Origin of the sequence: Saccharothrix sp. ALI-22-I (genome assembly GCF_001984175.1) — a bacterium.
Lineage (GTDB): Bacteria > Actinomycetota > Actinomycetes > Mycobacteriales > Pseudonocardiaceae > Actinosynnema.
Genome location: NZ_MTQP01000067.1, coordinates 38202 through 60474, shown reverse-complemented (window position 1 = coordinate 60474; position 22273 = coordinate 38202). Strand labels below are relative to the sequence as shown.

Sequence of the window (22273 nt, the reverse complement as noted above, 5' to 3'; positions counted from 1 at the left end):
CCTACAGGTGGACCACCGGGCAGGTCAGGGTTCGTGTGATGCCCTCCACGTTCTGGATACGGGCGACCACGAGCTGTCCCAACTGGTCCACGGTCTCGGCGTCGGCCCGGACGATGACGTCGTACGGGCCGGTGACGTCTTCCGCGGTGGCCACCCCGGGGATGCCGGAGATCTCTGCCGCAACGGCGGCTGCCTTCCCGACCTCGGTCTGGATGAGGATGTATGCGTGCACCACGGCGTGCCCCTTCGTCGCGACAGGTTAGGTCGGGGTAGGAACTGCACAGCAACGTACCCCAGTTGGGGTTCCGAATGCTCAGAACGGGAGGCAATCTTGCGTCCGGAGCCGCCGCGGAACGCGGACACGGTCGCTGAAGTGGGTGAGTTCGGTCTCATCCGCCGTGTGACGGCAGGTCGGACGCAGCCGCCCACCACCCTGCTCGGGCCTGGTGACGACGCGGCTGTGGTCGCGGCGCCCGACGGCCGCGTGGTGGTGTCCACCGACGTGCTCGTCGAAGGTGTCCACTTCAGACTCGACTGGTCGTCCCCAGAGCAGGTGGGCCGCAAGGCGGCGGCCGTGAACCTGGCTGATGTCGTTGCCATGGGCGCGATGCCGACCGCCCTGCTGATCGGTTTGGCGTGCCCGGCCGACACGCCGTCCTCTGTGGTCGAGGGGATCACCGCCGGCCTGTGGCAGGAGGCGACGGTCGCGGGCGCCGGCGTGGTCGGGGGCGACATGGTGTCGTCCGCGACACTGGTGATCTCCGTTACCGCGATGGGCGATATGGGCGGGTTGGAGCCCGTCACCCGATCGGGGGCACAAGTGGGTGATGTCGTCGCGGTGTGCGGGCGGCTCGGTTGGGCGGCGGGCGGACTGGCCGTGCTCCAGCGCGGGTTCCGGTCGCCGGTCGCGGTCGTCGGCGCGCAGCGGAATCCCGAACCCCCATACGCCGCCGGACCCCAGGCCGCGGCGGCGGGCGCGACGGCGATGATCGACGTCTCGGACGGCCTGCTGGCCGATCTCGGGCACATCGCGGACGAGTCGGGTATCGGCATCGACATCCGCACCGAGTTGCTGGAGGTGCACCCGCGACTGATCGACGTGGCGGCGGCGCTCGGCGCGGACGCCCGGCACTGGGCGTTGACCGGTGGCGAGGATCACGCGCTGGCGGCGACGTTCCCGGAGCCGGCGGCGGTGCCCGAGGGGTGGCGCACGATCGGCACGGTCCGGCACGGCAGCGGGGTGACCGTGGACGGCCGGGCGTACGAGAAACCCCCTGGCTGGGAGCACTGGCGCTAGGTAGCCTGGAGAGTGTGGAACTATTCACGCTCGCGTATGATCATCCAGACTCGATGAAGCTGATCGCCGATCTCCAGCAGGTCTTCGTGGACCGCTACGGCGACGGTGACGTCACGCCGGTCGACCCGGCCGAGTTCGCCCCACCCCTGGGGTACTTCGCGGTCGGGTACGTGGACGGCGAGCCGGTGGCCTGCGGCGGGTGGCGCGCCCACGACGAGGCGCGGGACTCGCTGCGGCCCGGCGACGCCGAGATCAAGCGCATGTACGTGGCGGACGCCCTGCGTGGACGCGGGTTGGCGCGGGTCGTGCTGGCGTCGCTGGAAACCACGGCGCTGGAGGCCGGGCGCCGGCGGATGGTGCTGGAGACCGGGTTGCGGCAGCCCGAGGCGATCAAGCTCTACGAGTCCAGCGGGTACGCGCGCATCGACAACTTCGGTGTCTACCGGCATCATCCGGAAAGCCTGTGCTTCGCGAAGGAGCTCTGAACGAACTCAGGGTCGGGGAGGAACCGCGATGGCGATCTACGCGTTGGGCGACTCGGAGCCGGTGATCCACCCGGACGCCTACGTGCACCCCGACGCGACCGTGATCGGCGACGTCCGGATCGGCGCGCACGCGTCCGTGTGGCCGCAGGCCGTGCTGCGCGGGGACTACGGGCGCATCGAGGTCGGCGCGCGGACGTCGGTCCAGGACGGCACGGTGGTGCACTGCACCGAGGTCCACCCGACGCTGATCGGCGCGGAGTGCGTCATCGGGCACAACGTGCACATCGAGGGCGCGACCATCGCCGACAAGTGCCTGATCGCGTCCGGAGCGGTGGTGCTCAACGGCGCCGTGGTGGAGACCGGCGCGATCGTCGGCGCGGGCGCGGTGGTGTCGTTCGACGGGCACGTGCCGGCCCGGTCGATGGCGCTCGGCGTGCCCGCGAAGGTGCGCGAGGGGTACGTCGTGCCGGACGGCGCCTGGCAGTTCGCGGTCGACAAGTACGTGGACAACATCTTGCTGTACCGCAAGGGGCTGCGACGGCTGGACTGAGATAGGGTCCCGCCGTGGCACGTCCGCTTGAGGAAATCATGGAAGCCGGCTGGGCCGCGGCACTCGCGCCCGTGGCCGATCGGATCGCCGCGATGGGCGAGTTCCTGCGGGCGGAGGTAGCCGCCGGGCGGACATACCTGCCCGCCGGGGAGAACGTGCTCCGCGCGTTCCAACAGCCGTTCCACTCCGTGCGGGTGCTGATCGTCGGCCAGGACCCGTACCCGACGCCGGGGCACGCGGTGGGCCTGAGCTTCTCGGTGTCGCCGGAGACCCGGCCGATCCCGAAGAGCCTGGTCAACATCTACACCGAGTACATGTCCGACCTGGGGCACCCGAAGCCGTCCAACGGCGACCTGACGCCGTGGACCGAGCAGGGCGTGCTGCTGCTCAACCGGGCGCTCACGGTGCAGCCGGGCAAGTCCAACTCCCACCGGAACAAGGGCTGGGAGCCGGTGACCGAGCAGGCGATCAAGGCGTTGGCCGAGCGGGACGCCCCACTGGTCGCGATCCTGTGGGGCAGTCAGGCGCGCGCTCTCAAGCCGCTGCTGGGCGCGGACCGCTGCGTCGAGTCGGTCCACCCGAGCCCGCTGTCGGCCGCGGGCGGTTTCTTCGGCTCCAAGCCGTTCAGCAAGGCCAACGACCTGCTCATGCGCCAGGGCGCGGCCCCCGTCGACTGGAAGCTCCCCTAACCCGCGTGTCCAACGTCCAGCACGCGCGTGTCCAACGCTCCGAACGCGTGAGTTGAACGTTCAGAACGCGTAGAACGCCAGAAGGCCCCCGGGATGTGAATCCCGGGGGCCTTCGACAAGCTTCAGGCGCGGGTCTCAGCCGCGCACCACCTTGCCGGCCTTCAGGCAGGAGGTGCACACGTTCAGCCGCTGCCGCGTCGAAGAGGAAACCTTCGCGCGCACGGTCTGAATGTTCGGGTTCCACCGGCGGTTCGTCTTCCGGTGGGAGTGCGAGACAGAATGGCCGAAGCCCGGCCCCTTGCCACAGACGTCGCACACGGCAGCCACGTCAGCCACTCCTTAAGGTTTCTGATCGGTACTCACGCCCCGGCGGGCGCGCAAGCGTGCACAAGCCTCAGCCGGGCATGGCAACCCAGTCAGGGTAGCCGGTGGGCCGTTCTGCCACCAAACCGGGTCGAATACTCTCGCCGCCATGCAGGCTCTCGATGCGGTCGCTGTGCGCCAGTGGGCGGACGCCTGCGTTCGATCCCTGGACGCCAACCGGGAGGACCTGGATCGCATCAACGTGTTCCCGGTACCGGACGGGGACACCGGGACGAACCTGCTCCAGACCATGAGGTCGGCGTTGGACGCGTTGTTGAGGACACCGGTGGACAACGTCGGGGCGGCGTTGGGGGCCCTCGCGCGAGGGGCGCTGGCCGGGGCGCGCGGTAACTCCGGGGTGATCCTGTCGCAGGTGCTGCGCGGCCTCGCCGAGGGCGCGCAGAGCGCCTCCACGATGTCCGGGTCCTCGTTCCGGCGGGCGTTGCTGCGGGCCGACGTGCTGGCCACCGCCGCCGTGTCGAAACCGGTCGCGGGCACTGTGCTGTCCGTGCTGCACGTGGCGGCCGAGGCGGCTCGGGACTGCGCGTCCGACGACCTGGACGACGTCGTGACGGTCGCGGCCAAGGCCGGTGCGGAGGCGTTGGCGAACACACCCCGTCAACTGGCCGTGCTGGCGCGCGCTGGTGTGGTCGACGCGGGTGGGCGCGGGCTGGTCGTGCTGCTGGACACGTTGGCGGCGGTGATCACCGGGCGGGCGGTCGAGGACGCGCCGGTGGCCGTCACGGTGCCGCGCGACTCCCTCACCACCGCGCGTGAGGCCGGGTCGTCGGAGTTCGAGTACGAGGTCATGTACCTGCTGGACGGGGTGCCGGACGGGGCAGAGACCGGGGCGGAGGACGGGTCGCCGCAGGTCGAGCGGCTGAAGGGCGAGTTGCAGGCGATCGGCGACTGCGTGTCCGTGGTCGGCGACGGCGCCGGGCTGTGGACGGTGCACGTGCACTGCAACGACATCGGCGCGGCCGTCGAGGCGGGCATCCGGACCGGTCGGCCGCACCGGATCACGGTGGCCCGGTTCGCCGACCAGATCGCCGCCCAGGCGCCCCGGTTCGTGCGCGACCGGGCGATCGTCGTGCTGGTCGACGGCGAGGGCGCGGCCGAGCTGTTCCGGTCCGAGGGCGCGGTGGTGTTCGAGCCCGGTGACACGGTGACGGCCGCCGACCTGCTGGCCGTGGTGGTGAGCACGCGGGCGCGGCAGGTGACCGTGCTGCCCGCTGAGCCTGCGTTGCGCGAACCGCTGGACGAAGCCGTGGCGCAGGCCGTCGCCGCAGGTCAGGACGTCGTGGTCGTGCCGACGTTCTCGCCGGTGCAGGCGCTGGCGGCGCTGGCCGTGCACTCGCCGTCACGGCGTGCCGGTGACGACGTGGTGGCCATGGCCGAGGCCGCGGCGGCCACCCGGCGCGGAGAGGTCGCGGTGTCCGAGCGCGAGGCGATCACCTGGGTCGGCCGGTGCCAGCCCGGTGACCTGCTCGGCATGGTGGACGGCGAGGTCGTGCTCATCGAACCCGGTGGGGCCGACGTCGGCGACCTGGCGTGCCGGCTGGTCGACCGGATGCTGGCCAGCGGCGGCGAACTGGTCACCGTGCTGTTGGGGCGGGCCGCCCCGGACGGGGTCGAGCGGGTGCTGGAAGATCACCTCCGCGTCGCCCACCCGGAGGTGGAACTGGCCGCCTACCAGGGCGGACAGCGGGACGCGCTGCTGGTTGTCGGTGTCGAGTAGTTGAATGGGCCGAGATGACGACCTTCGACGAGAAGCTGGTGTCGGTGCTCGGCAAGAAGAGCGCCGACGCGCTGGAGGCCGGGCTCGGCCTGGCCACGGTCGGTGAGCTGCTGCGGCACTACCCGCGCCGCTACGACGAGCGCGGCAAGCTGACCGAGATCGCCAAGCTGGAGATGGGCGAGCACGTCACGGTGCAGGCGCGGGTGAAGAGCGCGCGGCAGCGGCGGATGAAATCGCGCAGCGGCGAACTGCTGGAGGCCGTGATCACCGACGGCACCAGCGACCTGCACCTGGTGTTCTTCGGGCGCGGCTCGCGGAAGATCGAGCGGGAGCTGCTGCCGGGGCGCGAGGCGATGTTCGCGGGCAAGGTCGGCATGTTCAACGGCAAGCTGCAACTGGCCCACCCCGACTACCAGGTGCTCGACGGCGAGGACGAGAACGCTGCCGACTTCGCGGGCGCGTTCATCCCGGTCTACCCGGCGGCGCAGGGCATCCAGTCGTGGAACGTGTCCAACTGCGTGGAGCAGGTGCTCGCGGTGTGGGACGGGGTGACCGAGGACCCGCTGCCCGAGTCGCTGCGGGCCGCCCGCGGGCTGATCCCGCTGGAGAAGGCGCTGCGGGACATCCACCGGCCGGACGGCTGGGCGGCGATCACCGTCGCGCAGCAGCGGCTGAAGTGGGACGAGGCGATGGCCGTGCAGCTGGCCCTGGCGCAACGCCGCCGTTCGGCCACGGCCCGCCCCGCGCCCGCGTGCCCACCCCGGTCCGGGTTGGTGCGGGACGCCTTCGAAGCGCGGCTGCCGTTCAAGCTGACAGCGGGGCAGAGCGAGGTCGGCGAGCAGATCGCCCAGGACCTGTCCGGCGAGCACCCGATGAACCGGCTGCTCCAGGGGGAAGTCGGGTCGGGGAAGACGATAGTTGCGTTGCGGGCGATGTTGCAGGTCGTCGATGCCGGGCGGCAGGCGGCCATGCTCGCGCCGACCGAGGTGTTGGCGGCTCAGCACGCGCGGTCGTTGCGGGAGTTGTTGGGTGATCTCGGGCAGGCCGGTGAGCTGGGCGGGGCCGAGCACGCGACACGGGTGACGTTGCTGACCGGGTCGATGGGCGCGCCGGCGCGGAAGCGGGCGTTGTTGGAGATCGTGTCCGGTGAGGCCGGGATCGTGGTCGGCACGCACGCGTTGATCCAGGACAAGGTGGAGTTCGCCGACCTGGGGCTGGTCGTGGTGGACGAGCAGCACCGGTTCGGGGTGGAGCAGCGGGCCGCGTTGAGCGGGCGTGCGGGCGGGTCCACGCCGCACGTGCTGGTGATGACGGCCACGCCCATCCCGCGCACGGTGGCGATGACGGTGTACGGCGACTTGGAGGTGTCCGCGCTGCGCGAATTGCCGCAGGGGCGGTCGCCGATCAGCACGTCGGTGGTGCCGGTGGCGTCGAAGCCGGGGTGGCTGGACCGGGCCTGGCAGCGCATCCACGAGGAGGTGCGCAAGGGCCACCAGGTTTACGTGGTGTGCCCGCGCATCGGTGACGGCGAGTCGGAGGACTCGGGGTCGGCGGAGCCGCCGAAGGAGGATGGTTCGGATCGCAGGCCGCCGCTGGCCGTGGTGGACGTGGCGAACCGGCTGGCGGAGGGGCCGTTGCGGGGGCTGCGGATCGACATCCTGCACGGTCGGATGCCCGCCGACGACAAGGACGCCGTGATGCGGGCGTTCGCGGCGAACGAGGTGCAGGTGCTGGTCGCCACGACGGTGGTCGAGGTCGGCGTGAACGTGCCGAACGCGACCGTGATGGTGATCATGGACGCGGACCGGTTCGGCGTGAGCCAGCTGCACCAGCTGCGCGGCCGGGTCGGGCGGGGCAGCGCACCGGGGCTGTGCCTGCTGGTGACCGAGATGCCGGACGGTACCTCCACGATGGAACGGCTGCGCGCGGTCGAGTCCACTTTGGATGGTTTCGAGCTGGCGCAGCTGGACCTGGAGTTGCGGCGCGAGGGCGACATCCTCGGCGCGGCCCAGTCCGGGCGGCGGTCGGGGTTGAAGATGCTGTCGCTGCTGCGCGACGAGGACGTGATCGCCGAGGCACGGGTGGTGGCGCAGGAAGTCGTGGAGGCGGACCCGGAACTGGCCGCGCACCCCGGTCTGGCCGGGTTGGTGGCCGGGCTGCTGGACGACGAGCGCGCGGAGTACCTGGAGAAGGCTTGATTTGAATGGCCGTGTTGAATTGCCGCTGCTCCGCAGACGGCGGGGCGAGGTCGCCTGGGAAGTCGCGACCTCGCGGGGTGGGTGGGCCGTGCTTCGCAGACGGTGGGCTGGTCGCCTGGAAGTTGCGATCTCGCGGCTGGGTACCCTGACTCGTGCGCCGATTCCTGCTCGCCCTCGTTCCGCTGGCGTTGGTGGCCTGCACGGCCGCTCCGGCCGGTGATCCGGCTCCCACCACGTCGTCGCTGCCCAAGGGCGATCTGGCGGTGCTCGCCGAGCGCATCGAGCAGCGGCGGGCCGAGCTGGGGACGGCGCTGTTCCACACCGAGGGCTTCGCGTCCGACGGGCAGGCCACCGAGGTGCGCAACGTCGTGGACGGCGCGGTGCGGCAGGACGCCGACGGGCAGGCCGGGTCGATGACGATGGACGTGTCGACCGGCGGGCAGCCGAAGAAGATCGCGCTGGTGGTCGTCCGCGACGGCATGTACGTGCAGGTCGAGGGCGCGCCGATGCCCGAGGGCAAGAAGTGGGGCTTCTACACGGCGGCGAACGGCGGTGAGGTGTCCGCGTTGCTGCGCGGCTTCGGGCCCAGCGCCACGGTGGGCGCGGAACTCGACTACGTGCAGCCGCGGGCGGCGTTGATCGTGAACAAGGGGACCGAGCAGTTGGACGGAGTGCCGGCTACCCGGTTCGACCTGGTGGTGGACCCGTTGAAGATGGCGAAGGTCATCGAGAACCAGGACATCCAGTTGCAGCACACCCAGCTGGCCGAGTACGGGGTGAAGATCGCCGCGACGGTGTGGGTGGACGACACGAACGCGCCGCTGAAGGCGGAGTACCGGTTCGAGCTGGACGGCAAGGTCGTCAAGCAGTCCACCACCCGGTTCCGCGACTGGGGCAAGCCGGTCGAGATCACCGTGCCGGACCAAGGCGAGGTCGTCCCGGCCGACCAGCTGCCCCAGTAGCCCGGAAGACCGGTGGTCCGGGGTCCTGGGGTCCGGTAGTTCGTGGTCCGGAAAGTCGGTAGCCCGAGCCGGTATGCCGAAAGGCGTGCGAGCAGTGCTCGGGCCGTGCAAGCAGTGCTCTGCAGGGGTCGCGGCCTAGGGGACCCCTGTTTTTAATTCTACTGGCGGGGTCCGACAATTTCGGGCGGGTCGGGCGCGTCCGGTCTATTTGACCTGCTTGCCGGACTTGGGGATCGGCAGCTGGGCGGTCGGCTGTTCGGACGGGTCGGCGTCCTTCGCCTTGGTGTCCGTGGCCCTGGTGCCGGCCGCCTTGGTGGCTGCTGCGGGCTTGGTGGCCGCGGGCCTGGCTGCGGCGGGCTTCGCGTCGGTGGGCTTCGCGTCGGTGGGCTTGGCGTCGGTGGGCTTGGCGTCGGTGGGCTTGGCGTCGGTGGGCTTGGCGTTGGTGGACGGCTTCGCGTCGGCCGTCGGTTTCGTCGCCGGCTCCGGCTCGGTCGAGGCGTCGGCCGCTGCCTCTTCGTCCAGCGGCGTGAGGGTGGCGACCGCTCGGGACACCGCCGCCTGGGCCGCGGCGAACTGCGCGCTCACTTCCTGGTGCACGCGGTGCAGTTCGGCGAGCTTGGCGTCCGCCGCCGTGGTGCGGCGGTCGGCGTGGGCGTCCGCCTCGGTGATCGTCTTCTCCGCGCTGGCGTTGGCCTCGGCCACCGCCTTCTCGGCCTTGGCCCGGGCCTCGGCCTCCAGCTCGGCGATCTGCTTCTCGGTCTCGGCGCGCAGCTCCGCGGTCTCGGTGCGCGCGGTTTCGAGCAGCTTCGCGGCCTCCGCCTTGGCCTCGACCACGTGCACCTCGTGCTCCTTGCGGAGCTTGGTGCGCAGCTCGTCGTACTCCTTGTCGAGGTCGTCGTGGTAGCCCTTGTACTTCTGCTCCAGCTCGACCCGCTTGGCCTCCAGCTCCGCGGTCTTCGCCTCGAAGTCCGCGGTCAGCCGCTCGCGGTCGGCCCGGACCTCGGCCATCAGCGCCTCGTGCTCGCCGGTCAGCTTGGTCCGCAGCTCCTCGTGCGACCGCTCCAGCTCGGTGCGGCGCTCGTCGTACTGCAGCTCCAGCTCCTTGGTCCGCTGCTGGTGGGCCGCCTCCAGCTGCCGACGCCGGTCCTCCAGCTCGCCCATCGCCCGCTGGTGCATCGCCTTGCCCTCGGCCGCCTCGCGATCGGCCTGGGCCCGGGTGGCGTTCGCCTTGTCCAGGGCGTCCTTGCGGATGTCGGCGATCTCCTCCTCGGCCAACGTCATCATCACGCGCACGCGCTCGGTGACGTTGGTGGCGCTGGTCGGACTGGAGGCGAGTTTGCTCAGCTGCGCCTTCACCTTGTCCAACTCGGCACGTGTCGAGCTGAGCAGCTTGCCCAACTCGGCTGCTTGGGCCGACGCGGTCTCCCGCGCCCTGTTCGAGTTCTTGAGGTCGAACTCGAGTCGTGTCACCCGCTCGTTCACCTGGCGCTGGTTGTACCCGCGCAGAACGACGTCGAAATGGGTGCGGGCAGCAGGCTGCCCAGTCCCTTCAGCCCCGGCCATGCGGCCAACCCTACCGAGAAGTCGCCTGTGGTAGTCACCCGATATGGGGAACGCACCGTAACGGGTCGGTGATCCAGCGTGTGGGGTGAACGGGCGCTCGCTAAACATCGCTGTACGAGATCGTCAATACGCCACTGGCAACGACCCCGGCGGGGGCTGCGCAAGCCGTCCGGGCAAGGGAGAATCCCAGGACGTGGCCCGGAGGTCGCACCCACCTCGACCGGGAGAGTGACCGATCACGATGACGTCCGTCACGTGAGATGGAACTCCCGAGGGTCGGGAAGCGCACGGTAGCGTGCCTTGATTCACCGAGTCCTGCGCGCGAGGTCGGGCCGGACTCGCCGAGTAACCGGGAGGGAACGCCGCATGTTCCGCAAGGTTCTTGTCGCCAACCGCGGCGAGATCGCGATCCGGGCCTTTCGCGCCGCCTACGAACTGGGCGCCGGCACGGTTGCCGTCTTCCCGCACGAGGACCGCAACTCCCTGCACCGGCTGAAGGCCGACGAGTCCTACGAGATCGGCGAGCCCGGCCACCCCGTCCGGGCCTACCTGTCCGTGGAAGAGATCATCAAGGCCGCCCGCAAGGCCGGTGCCGACGCGGTCTACCCCGGCTACGGCTTCCTGTCCGAGAACCCGGAGCTGGCCAAGGCCTGCGCGGACGCTGGCATCACGTTCGTCGGCCCGCCCTCGGACGTGCTCGAACTGACCGGCAACAAGGCCCGTGCCATCGCCGCGGCCCGTGAAGCCGGCCTCCCGGTGCTCAAGTCCAGCGACCCGTCGAGCGATATCGACGCCCTGCTCCGGGCCGCCGAGGACATCACGTTCCCCGTCTTCGTCAAGGCCGTCGCGGGCGGCGGCGGACGTGGCATGCGTCGCGTCGAGCACGAGAGCGGGCTCCGCGAAGCCCTGGAAGCCGCATCACGCGAGGCGGAGTCCGCGTTCGGCGACCCGACGGTGTTCCTCGAACAGGCCGTGATCGAGCCGCGGCACATCGAGGTGCAGATCCTCGCCGACGGCGAGGGCAACGTGATGCACCTGTTCGAGCGGGACTGCTCGGTGCAGCGCCGGCACCAGAAGGTCATCGAGATCGCGCCCGCGCCGAACCTCGACCCCGAACTGCGCGAGCGGATGTGCAACGACGCGGTCCGGTTCGCCCGGCACATCGGCTACCGCAACGCCGGCACCGTCGAGTTCCTGCTCGACCCGCACGGCAACTACGTCTTCATCGAGATGAACCCCCGCATCCAGGTCGAGCACACGGTCACCGAAGAGGTCACCGACGTGGACCTGGTGCAGTCGCAGATGCGCATCGCGGGCGGTGAGTCCCTCGACGACCTCGGCCTGAGCCAGGACACCGTGCAGCTGCGCGGCGCGGCCCTCCAGTGCCGCATCACCACCGAGGACCCGGCCAACGGTTTCCGCCCGGACACCGGCATGATCAGCGCCTACCGCTCGCCGGGCGGCTCGGGCGTCCGCCTGGACGGCGGCACCATCGGCGTCGGCACGGCCGTGGGCGCGCACTTCGACTCGATGCTGGTCAAGCTCACCTGCCGCGGACGGACGTTCTCCGCCGCGGTGGCCCGCGCCCGTCGCGCGGTGGCCGAGTTCCGCATCCGGGGCGTGTCCACGAACATCCCGTTCCTCCAGGCGGTGCTGGACGTCGAGGACTTCTACGAGGGCCGTGTCACCACCTCGTTCATCGAGAAGCACCCGCACCTGCTCACCGCCCGGCACTCCGCCGACCGCGGCACGCGCATGCTCACCTACCTGGCCGACGTGACGGTGAACAAGCCGAACGGCCCGCGTCCGTCCGTTGTGGATCCGAAGGTGAAGCTGCCGGTGGTGGACCTGAACGCCGAGCCGCCGGCGGGGTCCAAGCAGAGGCTGGACGAGCTGGGCCCGGAGGGTTTCGCCCGTTGGATGCGGGAGAGCAAGGCGTTGGGGGTCACGGACACCACGTTCCGCGACGCGCACCAGTCCCTGCTCGCCACCCGCGTGCGCACCAAGGACCTGCTCGCCGTCGCGCCGCACGTGGCCCGTATGGCGCCGCAGTTGCTGTCCTTGGAGGCGTGGGGCGGCGCGACGTACGACGTGGCGCTGCGCTTCCTCGCCGAGGACCCGTGGGAACGGCTCGCCGCACTGCGCGAGGCGGTACCGAACATCACCCTCCAGATGCTGCTGCGCGGTCGCAACACGGTCGGCTACACGCCCTATCCCGAGGCTGTGACCAGCGCGTTCGTCGAGGAAGCGACGAAGACCGGGATCGACATCTTCCGCATTTTCGACGCGCTCAACGACGTCGAGCAGATGCGGCCGGCGATCGAGGCGGTGCGCGAGACGGGCACGGCGGTCGCGGAGGTGTGCCTCTGCTACACGTCTGATTTGTCGAACCCGGACGAGCGCATCTACACGCTCGACTACTACCTGAAGCTGGCCGAGCAGATCGTGGGCGCGGGCGCGCACGTGCTCGCGGTGAAGGACATGGCGGGTCTGCTGCGCCCGCCGGCTGCGGCACGGTTGGTGAGCGCGCTGCGCAAGGAGTTCGACCTGCCGGTCCACCTGCACACGCATGACACGGCGGGTGGGCAGCTGGCCACGTACCTGGCGGCCATCCAGTCCGGTGTGGACGCGGTGGACGGTGCGGTGGCGTCGATGGCGGGCACGACGTCGCAGCCGCCGTTGTCGGCGATCGTGGCGGCGACCGATTACACCGAGCGGGCTACGGGCTTGGACCTGCGGGCGGTGTGCGACCTGGAGCCGTACTGGGAGTCGGTGCGCAAGGTCTACGCGCCGTTCGAGTCGGGGATTCCCGGGCCTACCGGTCGGGTGTACTCGCATGAGATTCCTGGTGGGCAGCTGTCGAACCTGCGTACGCAGGCGGTCGCGCTCGGGCTCGGGCAGAAGTTCGAGGAGATCGAGTCCATGTACGCGGCGGCGGACCGGATGCTGGGTCGGCTGGTGAAGGTGACGCCGTCGTCCAAGGTGGTGGGCGATCTGGCGTTGCACCTGGTCGGCGCGGGTGTGTCGCCGCAGGAGTTCGAGGCGGACCCGGGGCGGTACGACATCCCGGCGTCGGTGATCGGGTTCCTGCACGGTGAGCTGGGCGACCCGCCTGGCGGGTGGCCGGAGCCGTTCCGCAGCAAGGCGTTGCAGGGGCGTGCGGCGCCGAAGGGTGTGGCGGAGCTGACCGATGATGACGTGAAGGGGTTGGAGGACGATCGCCGCAGCACGCTCAACCGGCTGCTGTTCCCGGCGCCTACGAAGGAGTTCCAGGCGCACCGGGACGCGTATGGCGACACGAGTGTGCTGGGTAGCAAGGACTTCTTCTACGGGTTGAAGCCGGGGGAGGAGTACCAGGTCGATCTGGAGCCGGGGGTGCGGCTGCTGATCGGGCTGGAGGCGATCGGTGAGGCGGATGAGCGCGGTATCCGCACGGTGATGGCGACGTTGAACGGGCAGCTCCGGCCGATTCAGGTGCGCGATCGGTCGATCGCGGCCGAGGTGCCGGTGGCGGAGAAGGCGGACCGCGGGAATCCGGGTCACGTCGCGGCGCCGTTCGCGGGGGTGGTCACGCCCAGCGTGGCGGAGGAGGACGAGGTCGAGGTGGGTCAGACCATCGCGACTATCGAGGCTATGAAGATGGAGGCGGCGATCACCGCGCCCAAGGCCGGTCGGGTGAAGCGGTTGGCCGTGCGGGGTGTGCAGCAGGTTGAGGGCGGCGATCTGCTGATCGTGCTCGACTGACGGTTCGTCGACGAGGAGCCGGGTGCCCGAGGGCGCCCGGCTCCTTGCTTGTTTCCCACCGGAAGAGTGGCGGTCCGGTGAATCAGAACTGTCTTTGTCCCGCCGCGGGACAATGTGCTCGCACTGCCCCCGAAAAGCCTATTGTGTAATCGCGTTCAAGTCGGGGATGCTCTGCTGCGCACAGGCATTCCTGCCTGTCTGACCTGGGGTAACCGGGGGGATTAGGTGAAATCGTTCACTCATGGCGTGCGCTTTGGCGTGCGCCGAAGAAGTGTTGTCAACACAGTTTCCGTCACATTGATCGCGGCGCTCGCGGCGGGTGTGTTGTCACCTGCGGCCACGCCCGCCGTCGCCGCGTCGGACAAGCCGAACGCGGTCGACGTGCGCGAGTTGCCGCCGCTGTCGAGCGAGCGGCCGAACGCCGAGCCGGTGGCCGCGGCTGACCCGAAGGCCGACTTCGCGCCGCTGGCCAAGCAGCCGGGTGGTTCGAGCTTCGACCCGGAGCGGTCGAAGGTGGTGTCGCGGTCGACGTTCATCACCGAGTACGAGAACCCGGACGGCACCCGCACGGTCAAGCAGTCGACCGAGCCGCTGAACGTGAAGGACCAGCAGGGCCGGTGGAGCCCGGTCGACCCGACGCTGGAGGTCGACGGCGCGACCCGGCGGGTGAAGGCCAAGCGCCACCCGCTCAAGCCGACCCTCGGCGCGACCGCCGACGACCCGTCGCTGATCGCGGTCGAGTTCGAGGGCAGGAAGGTCTCGCTCGGCGTCGAACAGCCCGCGCGCGGCAAGAAGGCCGAGGTGGGCGGCAAGTCCGTCGAGTACGCCGACGTGATCGAGGACGCCGACCTGAAGTACGAGGTCACGGCGGGTTCGGTCAAGGAGACCATCGTCCTGGCGAAGGCGCCCGCCAAGCCGTCGTGGCGCTTCACCCTGAGCACCGGTGGCCTGGAGCCGGTCGTGACCGGGCACGGCGCCGTGGAGCTGCGGGACGGGTCGGGCACCCCGAAGATCGTGATGCCGCCCATCGTGACGTGGGACTCGTCGGGTGGCGAGGACAAGCCCCCGGCCCACACCGGCGGCGCCTACGGGCTGGAGAAGTCCGGTGACGAGTGGGTCCTGACCGTCTCGGTGGACGAGGCGTGGCTCCGCGACCCGGCCCGTGTCTACCCGGTGAGCGTCGACCCGACGGTCACCTTCGGCGTGGCCTACGCCGAGTCCTACAAGTCCGACGGTTACTGGTGCCAGAACTGCGGTCTGCAGGTCGGCAACAGCCTGGACAACGGCGACAAGTACTGGCGCAGCTCGTTCCGCTTCGACTACCAGTCGCTGTACGGCAAGCGGATCGTCGGCGCGAAGCTGGACGTGAACAACCAGCGCTCGCCCCTGAGCCCGGACAAGACCTGGCCCGCGTCCATGTACCACGCGTCCGCGTTGGACTTCAACGGAGTGGGAGGCCTGCTCGCGACCGGCATGGTGGGCCAGGTCGGCACGCTCACCGGCGCGAGTCTGGTGTCGTTCCTGCAACACGTGGCGGACATCCAGCACATGGCCACGTTCCTCGTCGTCGGCCACGAGTCGGCCGGCACGTGGACCTACAAGAACCTCAGCGCGACGCTGACCGTGGACACGGGCAGCGCCCCGCCGGCGCCGGCGGCCGTCGCCCCGGCGGACGGTGCGGTGATCTCCCACCTGGCGCCGACGCTCCAGGTCTCGCCGGTGGCGGACCCGGACGGCGATCCGGTGAAGTACTGCTTCAAGGTCGCCACCGGCGTCGACGCCAAGTCCGGTGTCGTGGTGGACTCGGGTTGCCTGGACAGTCCGACGTGGACGGTGCCGCGGTCGGTGCTCCAGGACGGCGTCACCTACTCCTGGCAGGCGCACGCCTCCAGCGGTGTGGCGATGGTCGGCAGCCCGGTCCGCAAGTTCCGCATCGACCAGCGCGTCGGCGACCGCGGCCCCGCGCCGGTGGACCAGTTGGGCACGCTGACCATGAACCTGGCCAACGGCAACGTGATGACCTCGCAGTCGTCGCCGACGTTCACCACCGTCGCGGGCTCGGCGGGCGTGTCGATGTCGTACAACTCGCAGCAGCAGGAGCCGAAGGGCCTGCGGGCGTCCTACTTCCCGGACCTGTCGCACAACGGCAACATCAACACGGGCCAGGAGCCCGTGCTGGTGCGCACCGAGCCGCAGGTGAACGTGGACTGGGCGGACACCTCCCCGTTCGAGCCGGCCCTGCCGAAGGACTGGTTCGTGGCCCGGTGGGAGGGCTACTTCCAGGCGCCCGCAACGGGGACCTACCAGTTCGCCGGCGTGCACGACGACCACCTGAAGGTGTGGCTCAACGGCAACTCGGTCTACGACCAGCCGTGCTGCTCCGACGTCAACTGGAGCGTCGCGGGCACGGTGAACCTGACCGCCGGGCAGCGCGTGCCGATCAAGGTGGAGTTGGCCGAGCAGACCGGGTGGGCGTACCTGCGGCTGTTCGTGCGCACGACGGACGGCGCCACCGTGCCGTCGCAGATCGTGCCCGCGGACTGGCTGTACTCCTCCGACCTGCCCGCGCTGCCGAAGGGGTGGACGCTGTCCGCCGACCTCGACGGTGACGGCTCGACCTACACCGAGGCCAAGGTCACCGACCAGAACGTGGTGCTGACCGACGGCACGGGCGCCAAGCACACCTACACCAAGAAGAGCGCCGGTGGCTACACCGCGCCCAGCGGCGCCGAAGGGGTGCTCGCCCTGGACGCGTCCGGCCGCATCACGCTCGTCGAGGGCGCCGAGACGTTCGTGTTCCGCGCCGACGGCAAGCTGGAGTCGGTGTCACCGGTCCACGACACGCGCAAGCCCGCCGCGTTGCAGAACGTCTACGACGGCTCGCCGTCACGCCTGCGCGAAATCAAGGATCCGGTGTCGCAGCGCTCGCACCGACTGCACTACGGCCGGGCCGGCGACGACTGCTACGGCGGCGTGACCGTGCCGCCGGGCATGGACACCGCGCCGCCCACGCAGATGCTGTGCCGCATCAGCTACTGGGACGGCACCGACACCCGCCTCTGGTACAGCCAGGGCAGGCTCGTCCGCTTCGAGGACCCGGGCTCGGAGAACACCGACTACGCCTACAACGCCGACGGCCTGCTCAGCCGGGTCCGGGACAGCCTGGCCAACGACTGGCTCGCCGCCGACCCGGCCAACCGCGACGCCTTCGCCGCCTCGTCCGGCATCGGCTACACCACCATCGGCGCGAAGCCGTACGCCCTCACCGTGATCAGCCCGGTGCCCGCACCGGGGCGGGAACGGGCGCGGCACACGTACCGGTACGGCCCCGAGCCGCGCACCACGTACGTCGACGTCGCGGGCCTGACCCCGGCGACCGGGTTCTTCAGCAAGGTGGTCTACGACGACGCGTACCGGCTGCTGTCCACCACCGATGCCACCGGGCGCACTACCTCGCAGACCTGGGACCCGAAAGACCTGAAGCTGACCTCGACCGACGCGGCGGGGCGGGTCTCCACGACGGTCTACGACGCGCTGGACCGGCCGACCGACAACTACGGTCCGGCGCGGGCGTCGTGCTTCGACGGCCGGACGCCCACGGCGGCGTGCGCGGCGACCGTGCCGCACACCCGGACCAACTACGACGAGGGCCTGTCCGGCTTGACGGCCGCGGTCTACGACAACGCCGCCCTGATCGGCGCGCCGAAGATCAGCCGGACCGGTCTCGGCTCCGCGGACGGTGTCGTCCGGTCGGACTGGACGGACACCACCTCGCCGGGCCCCGGCATCCCGGCCGGGAAGTTCTCGATCCGGCTCAACGGCCTGATCACCTTCCCGAACGCGGGCAACTACAACATGGAGCTGCACGTCGACGACGGCGCCCGCATGTGGATCGACGACACCCTCGTCGTGGACATGTGGGCCGACGGCGGCTCGCGTCCCGCCAAGGGCGACTACAACAACACCGTCGCCGGATCCACGCACCGCATCCGCATCGAGTACTTCAACGGCGCGGGCCCCGGACAGCTGCACCTGAACTGGCGGCGGGCACCCGACGGCGTGTACGAACCGGTCCCCGGCCAGTACCTCAAGCCGAACTACGGCCTCACCACCTCCACGGTCGAGGGCGAGTCGGCGGGCGTGCCCGACCAGGCGACCACCACCGCCTACACCGGCAACGGGTCGGACGCCGTGTTCGGCCTCGTCACCTCCACCGGCACCGGCAGCCTGACCACGCGCAGCACGTACGAGGCGGTCGGCGTCGGGTACCTGCGCAAGACCGGCAAGAGCGCGCCCAACGGTGGGACGACCACCTACGAGTACTACGGCGACACTGAAGCACGAGACAACCCGTGCACGCCCGCAGCGGACCCGGTCAACCAGGGCGGCATGGCCCGGACCACGCGTTCCGCGGCACCCGCGACGGGGGCGGCGCGCGTTGACGAGCAGGTGTTCGACGCGTCCGGCCGCGTCGCGGCCAAGGGCACGTCGGGCCAGTGGGTGTGCACCACCTACGACGTCCGCGACCGGGTCGTGTCGGTCAAGTACCCGGCCGTCGGGTCCGCGGGAGAGCGGGTCGTCGACACGAACTTCGCGGTCGACGGCGACCCGTTGGTGACGTCCGTGTCGGACCACGTCGGCACCGTCACCACGAGGGTGGACCTGCTCGGCCGGGTGGTCGAGTACACCGACGCCAACGGCGTCCGCACGGAGACCTCCTACGACGTGGCCGGCCGGGTCCTGGCGGAGAAGGTCTTCCCGCCGAACCCCGCCGACGCGCCGCAGGAACTCAAGCGCGGCCACGACGACGCGGGGCGGCTCACGACCGTCGCGCTGGACACGACGACACTGGCCACGGTCACCTACACGACGGCGGGCGAGTCCGCGTCGGTGACCTACGCCAACGGCAGTTCGCTGTCCGCGATCGGCCGGGACGACACCGGTGCGACCACGTCCCACACGTGGCGGACGAGCGACGGCGTGTCGGTGGTGTCGAACGTGACCAGGACACGTGCGGGCACGATCGTGGACGAGTCCTTGGCCGGGGTGGACGCGCGTCCCAACGGCCCGAACTACGTCTACGACGCCGTGGGCAGGCTGACCGAGGCATGGGCGGCGGGGCACCACTACACCTACGACTTCGCCTCGTCGGCACCCGCCGGGTGCGCCGTCGGCGCCAAGGCGGACGCCGGGCTGAACACCAACAGGGTGCGCCTGCTCGACGAGACCGCGGCCGGCGTGGCGGAGACCGGGTACTGCTACGACGCGGCGGACCGGCTGCTGGGCACCGTGGGCGCCACCGCGGTGAGCGACGTCCGGTACGACGACCACGGCAACACCACCCAGTACACCGCCGGTGGCTCCACCACGTCCTTCACGTGGGACAGCTCGGACCGCAACGTCGCGGTGCGCACGACGGGCGCCGACCCGGCCGACGTGACGTACGTCCGGGACGCCGCTGATCGGATCACCCGCCGCAGCACCGCGGCGGGCGACGGGCAGACCGATCTCTTCTACGGCTACACCGGCGCCGGTGACACGGCGGACCTCGCGCTGGCCGGCGGTGACAAGAAGCTGTTGTCCCGCACGATCAGCCTGCCCGGCGGCGTCCTCCACACCTGGAAGCCGGGCGCGGTGACCGCATCGGTGGACCACCCGACCGTGCGCGGCGACCTGGTGCTCACCACCGGCGCGGACGGCAAGCAGGTCGGCCCGCTGCTGGGCTACACCCCGTTCGGCGAGCCGCTGGGCGCGGCCGGAGCGGTCGACTCCGACCAGGTCCCGGACAACCTGCCGGGGCAGGCCGACCACGGGTGGCTCGGACAGCACCAGCGACTCCACGAGCACGCGGGCGGGTTGTCCGTCGTGCAGATGGGCGCGCGGCCGTACAGCCCGCTGCTGGGTCGTTTCCTGTCCGTGGACCCGGTCGAGGGCGGCAGCGCCAACGACTACGACTACGTCAACGGCGATCCGGTCAACGACACCGACATCGACGGCCGCTGGCCCGACTGGGGCAAGCTGTGGAACAAGACGAAGGAGTTCGTCAAGAACAACAAGGTCGAGATCGCGCTGACCGTCGCGGGCTTCATCCCGGGCCTGGGCGCGGCGGCGTGGGCGTACCGCGCGTACCGGATCGTCCGCGCGGCCAAGTCCGCCTCCGGACTCAGCGGCGGCATCCGGGCGACGCGGGCGACCACCTGGCTGGCCGGCCGCATGTGGGTGGGGCGCGGCGCCACCAAGCGGGTCGCCGACACCGGCTACCGGTTGTTCTCGAAGAACGGCCTGCGCCAGTACCGGCCGCCCGCGTACAAGGGCAAGAAGTGGGGCTACCAGTCCAACTTCGAGTCACGCTCCGGCAGCAAGGGCAAAATGACCAACAACTACCACGTCAACAACAGGAGGTGGTGGTGAGGTGGCGGAATACGGCGGTCGGATCGCGTCGGTCGTGGACGCCCGGGGTCGCACCGGCTACCTGATGGTCCGGGAGTGGCACGGGGTGGACGAGGTGTCCGGCGAGCGGGCTCCCTCGGTGGACCTCGCGCTGGTGATCCGGTCCGAGGACGGCGAGTGGGAGTACTCCGACCGGGCCGACCCGGCGGACTACGACACCGGTGCCGAGCTGGAGCGCGGCGTGGTCGATTGGTACGGGCAGCCGCTCTCGCTCACCTGGCTGTCCGTCGACCGCGCGGCGGCGATCGAGGCGGAGCACTTCGCCGGCTGACGACCGCCGGGGGCCGGGTCCGGCGCGACCCGGCCCCCGGCGGTCGACACGGGCACTCCTCCGGGCCGGACACCATGACGGTGTCCGGCCCGGCGAGTGATCGCGACGGGCTCGTGGGTGTCCGCCGCCACATAGTGATCCGGTGGGAACCGGGTCGTCGGGCCTGGCGTTGGAGGAGGCATGAAGAAGGTCACCGCTGCACTGCTCGCCCTCACGGCCGGGGCCGTTGCCTGGGCTGCACGCGATGTGCCCTCGGCGTTGGGCGGTAAGCCCGACGGTGAGCGGGTGCGGCGGTCGCCGCAGTATCGCGATGGGAAGTTCCGCAACGCCGCGCAGACCCGGATGGTGCCGGACGGGGCTGCCGGGACGTTGCGGGAGATGCTCTTCGGTGGGCAGCAGCGGCACCCGGCAGGTGAGGTGCCGTTGGTGCCGCCGGTTGCGGGCACGTCGGACGGGTTGCACATCACCTGGTACGGGCACGCGTCGGCGTTGATCGAGATCGACGGTGCGCGTGTTTTGGTCGACCCGGTGTGGAGCGATCGGTGTTCACCGTCCCCAGTGGTCGGTCCTCGGCGGTTGCACCCGGTGCCGCACCAGTTGCACGAGGTGGGGCGAGTGGATGCGGTGGTCATCTCGCACGACCACTATGACCACCTCGACCTGCCTACGGTGCGTGCGTTGACCAAGGACCAGGAAGCGGTTTTCGTGGTGCCGCTCGGTATCGGCGCGCACTTGCGCCGGTGGAAGGTGCCGGAGCACCGGATCGTCGAACTGGACTGGGACGAGTCGCACGAGGTGGCCGGCGTCACGCTCACCGCCACTGCGGCTCAGCACTTCTCCGGTCGGGGTTTTCAGCGGGACAACACGTTGTGGGCGTCGTGGGTGGTGAAAGGGCCGCAGCACCGCGTCTACTACAGCGGTGACACGGGGTACTTCGACGGCTATAAGAGGATCGGTGAGCAGCACGGGCCGTTCGACGCCTCGCTGATCCAGATCGGCGCGTACGGGCCCGGTTGGCCGGATATCCACATGACGCCGGAGGAAGGCGTGGCCGCGCACCGCGACGTTCAGGGCGGTCTGCTGATCCCGGTCCACTGGGCCACCTTCAACCTCGCCTTCCACGACTGGTCCGAGCCCGTGGACCGGGTGTGGCGGGAGGCCAAGGCGCACGAAATCCCGCTTGCCGTTCCGCGACCCGGTGAGAGGATCGATGTGGATCAACCCCCGGCGGTCGACGGATGGTGGCAGGCACTCGTATGACGAGGACGGCAGTGGTCACGGGCGGCGGCACGGGTATCGGGCGGGCCATCGCCGGGGAACTGGTCGCGCGCGGCCTGGACGTGGTGATCACCGGACGCCGTGAGGACGTGCTCAAGCAGGCGGCGGACGAGATCGGCGCGCGGGCGGTGGCGTTCGACGCGGCCGATCCGGAGGCCGTTGACGCCGCCTTGGAGCACTTGCCCGAGCGGGTGGACGTCCTGGTGAACAACGCGGGCGGCCTGGTTGGCGGCGACGACCTCAAAGGGCAGTGGCTCGCGATGTACGAGGCGAACGTCGTCACCGCGGTTCTCGTCACCACGGCCCTCCAGCCGCGCCTCAGCGAGCAGGCACGTGTGGTCACCGTCGGTTCCATCGCGGGTAGGCGGGGTGGCGGTAGCTACGGCGCGGCCAAAGCGGCCGTGGAGGCGTGGACGGCGGAGTTGGCGTTCAAGCTCGGGGACCGGGGTATCACCGCGAACGTCGTGGCGCCGGGTTTCGTCGAGGACACCGAGTTCTTCGGTGGCGACATGTCCGAGCAGCGGCGGAGCACGCTCGTCGCGCAGACCGCCAACGGACGGGCCGGCACGCCCGCGGATGTCGCCGCGACCGTGGCGTTCCTCACCTCGCCGGAGGCCGGGCACATCACCGGCCAGGTCGTCGCCGTCAACGGTGGGGCGCACCTCGGGCGATGACGCCGATGGGA

15 protein-coding genes are annotated in these 22273 nt (G+C 70.5%); 12 read left to right on the top strand and 3 right to left on the bottom strand.

Going from position 1 to position 22273, the window contains the following annotated elements; genetic code table 11:
- Position 1: 1 nt before the first annotated feature.
- On the bottom strand, positions 2-235 hold the full coding sequence (locus ALI22I_RS32565) for an Lrp/AsnC family transcriptional regulator (RefSeq protein WP_077009418.1): 234 nt from the start codon (positions 233-235) through the stop codon (positions 2-4).
- A gap of 96 nt (positions 236-331) precedes the next feature.
- Between ALI22I_RS32565 and ALI22I_RS32560 the strand changes: the two genes are divergently transcribed.
- Genes ALI22I_RS32560 through ALI22I_RS32545 form a run of 4 tightly spaced genes read left to right on the top strand, consistent with a single transcriptional unit; the run spans position 332 to position 3021 of the window.
- On the top strand, positions 332-1297 hold the full coding sequence (locus ALI22I_RS32560; RefSeq protein WP_077009417.1) for a thiamine-phosphate kinase: 966 nt from the start codon (positions 332-334) through the stop codon (positions 1295-1297).
- A gap of 53 nt (positions 1298-1350) precedes the next feature.
- The gene (locus ALI22I_RS32555; RefSeq protein ID WP_443216988.1) at positions 1351-1782 is read left to right on the top strand and encodes a GNAT family N-acetyltransferase; all 432 of its coding nucleotides are present in this window, start codon (positions 1351-1353) and stop codon (positions 1780-1782) included.
- A 28-nt stretch (positions 1783-1810) separates the two neighbouring features.
- Complete coding sequence (locus ALI22I_RS32550; protein ID WP_077009415.1) at positions 1811-2332, top strand: gamma carbonic anhydrase family protein; 522 nt, start codon at positions 1811-1813, stop codon at positions 2330-2332.
- Positions 2333-2346: 14 nt separating this feature from the next.
- Positions 2347-3021 (top strand): uracil-DNA glycosylase, encoded by a 675-nt coding sequence (locus ALI22I_RS32545; protein ID WP_077009414.1) that lies wholly within the window; start codon positions 2347-2349, stop codon positions 3019-3021.
- 135 nt (positions 3022-3156) lie between these two features.
- On the opposite strand, the gene rpmB is transcribed toward ALI22I_RS32545, so the two are convergent.
- Complete coding sequence (gene rpmB / locus ALI22I_RS32540) at positions 3157-3348, bottom strand: 50S ribosomal protein L28 (protein ID WP_033437952.1); 192 nt, start codon at positions 3346-3348, stop codon at positions 3157-3159.
- Positions 3349-3493: 145 nt separating this feature from the next.
- On the opposite strand from rpmB, the gene ALI22I_RS32535 reads away from it, so the two are divergent.
- The 3 genes from ALI22I_RS32535 (at position 3494) to ALI22I_RS32525 (ending at position 8282) form a co-directional block, all read left to right on the top strand.
- On the top strand, positions 3494-5122 hold the full coding sequence (locus tag ALI22I_RS32535) for a DAK2 domain-containing protein (protein WP_077009413.1): 1629 nt from the start codon (positions 3494-3496) through the stop codon (positions 5120-5122).
- A 14-nt stretch (positions 5123-5136) separates the two neighbouring features.
- Positions 5137-7320 carry an ATP-dependent DNA helicase RecG gene (gene recG / locus ALI22I_RS32530; protein ID WP_077009412.1) on the top strand — a complete coding sequence of 728 codons (2184 nt, stop codon included), beginning with the start codon at positions 5137-5139 and terminating at the stop codon, positions 7318-7320.
- Between the two features lie 152 nt (positions 7321-7472).
- The gene (locus tag ALI22I_RS32525) at positions 7473-8282 is read left to right on the top strand and encodes a hypothetical protein (protein ID WP_077009411.1); all 810 of its coding nucleotides are present in this window, start codon (positions 7473-7475) and stop codon (positions 8280-8282) included.
- 204 nt (positions 8283-8486) lie between these two features.
- Here the strand turns inward: ALI22I_RS32525 and ALI22I_RS32520 are convergent, their stop codons facing one another.
- Positions 8487-9752: a hypothetical protein gene (locus ALI22I_RS32520; protein ID WP_238598701.1), complete on the bottom strand. Its 1266-nt coding sequence runs from the start codon at positions 9750-9752 to the stop codon at positions 8487-8489.
- 459 nt (positions 9753-10211) lie between these two features.
- On the opposite strand from ALI22I_RS32520, the gene ALI22I_RS32515 reads away from it, so the two are divergent.
- The 5 genes from ALI22I_RS32515 to ALI22I_RS32495 all read left to right on the top strand — a co-directional run bounded on the left by ALI22I_RS32515 (position 10212) and on the right by ALI22I_RS32495 (position 22262).
- On the top strand, positions 10212-13589 hold the full coding sequence (locus tag ALI22I_RS32515) for a pyruvate carboxylase (protein ID WP_077009409.1): 3378 nt from the start codon (positions 10212-10214) through the stop codon (positions 13587-13589).
- Between the two features lie 297 nt (positions 13590-13886).
- Positions 13887-20000 carry a PA14 domain-containing protein gene (locus ALI22I_RS32510; protein ID WP_238598700.1) on the top strand — a complete coding sequence of 2038 codons (6114 nt, stop codon included), beginning with the start codon at positions 13887-13889 and terminating at the stop codon, positions 19998-20000.
- Between the two features lies 1 nt (position 20001).
- Positions 20002-20310: a hypothetical protein gene (locus tag ALI22I_RS32505; protein WP_077009407.1), complete on the top strand. Its 309-nt coding sequence runs from the start codon at positions 20002-20004 to the stop codon at positions 20308-20310.
- A 180-nt stretch (positions 20311-20490) separates the two neighbouring features.
- The gene (locus tag ALI22I_RS32500; RefSeq protein WP_077009406.1) at positions 20491-21570 is read left to right on the top strand and encodes an MBL fold metallo-hydrolase; all 1080 of its coding nucleotides are present in this window, start codon (positions 20491-20493) and stop codon (positions 21568-21570) included.
- Entirely contained in the window at positions 21567-22262 is a 696-nt protein-coding gene (locus tag ALI22I_RS32495) for an SDR family NAD(P)-dependent oxidoreductase (RefSeq protein WP_077009405.1), read from the top strand. Before ALI22I_RS32500 ends, ALI22I_RS32495 begins: the two co-directional genes overlap by 4 nt.
- Positions 22263-22273 lie beyond the last annotated feature (11 nt).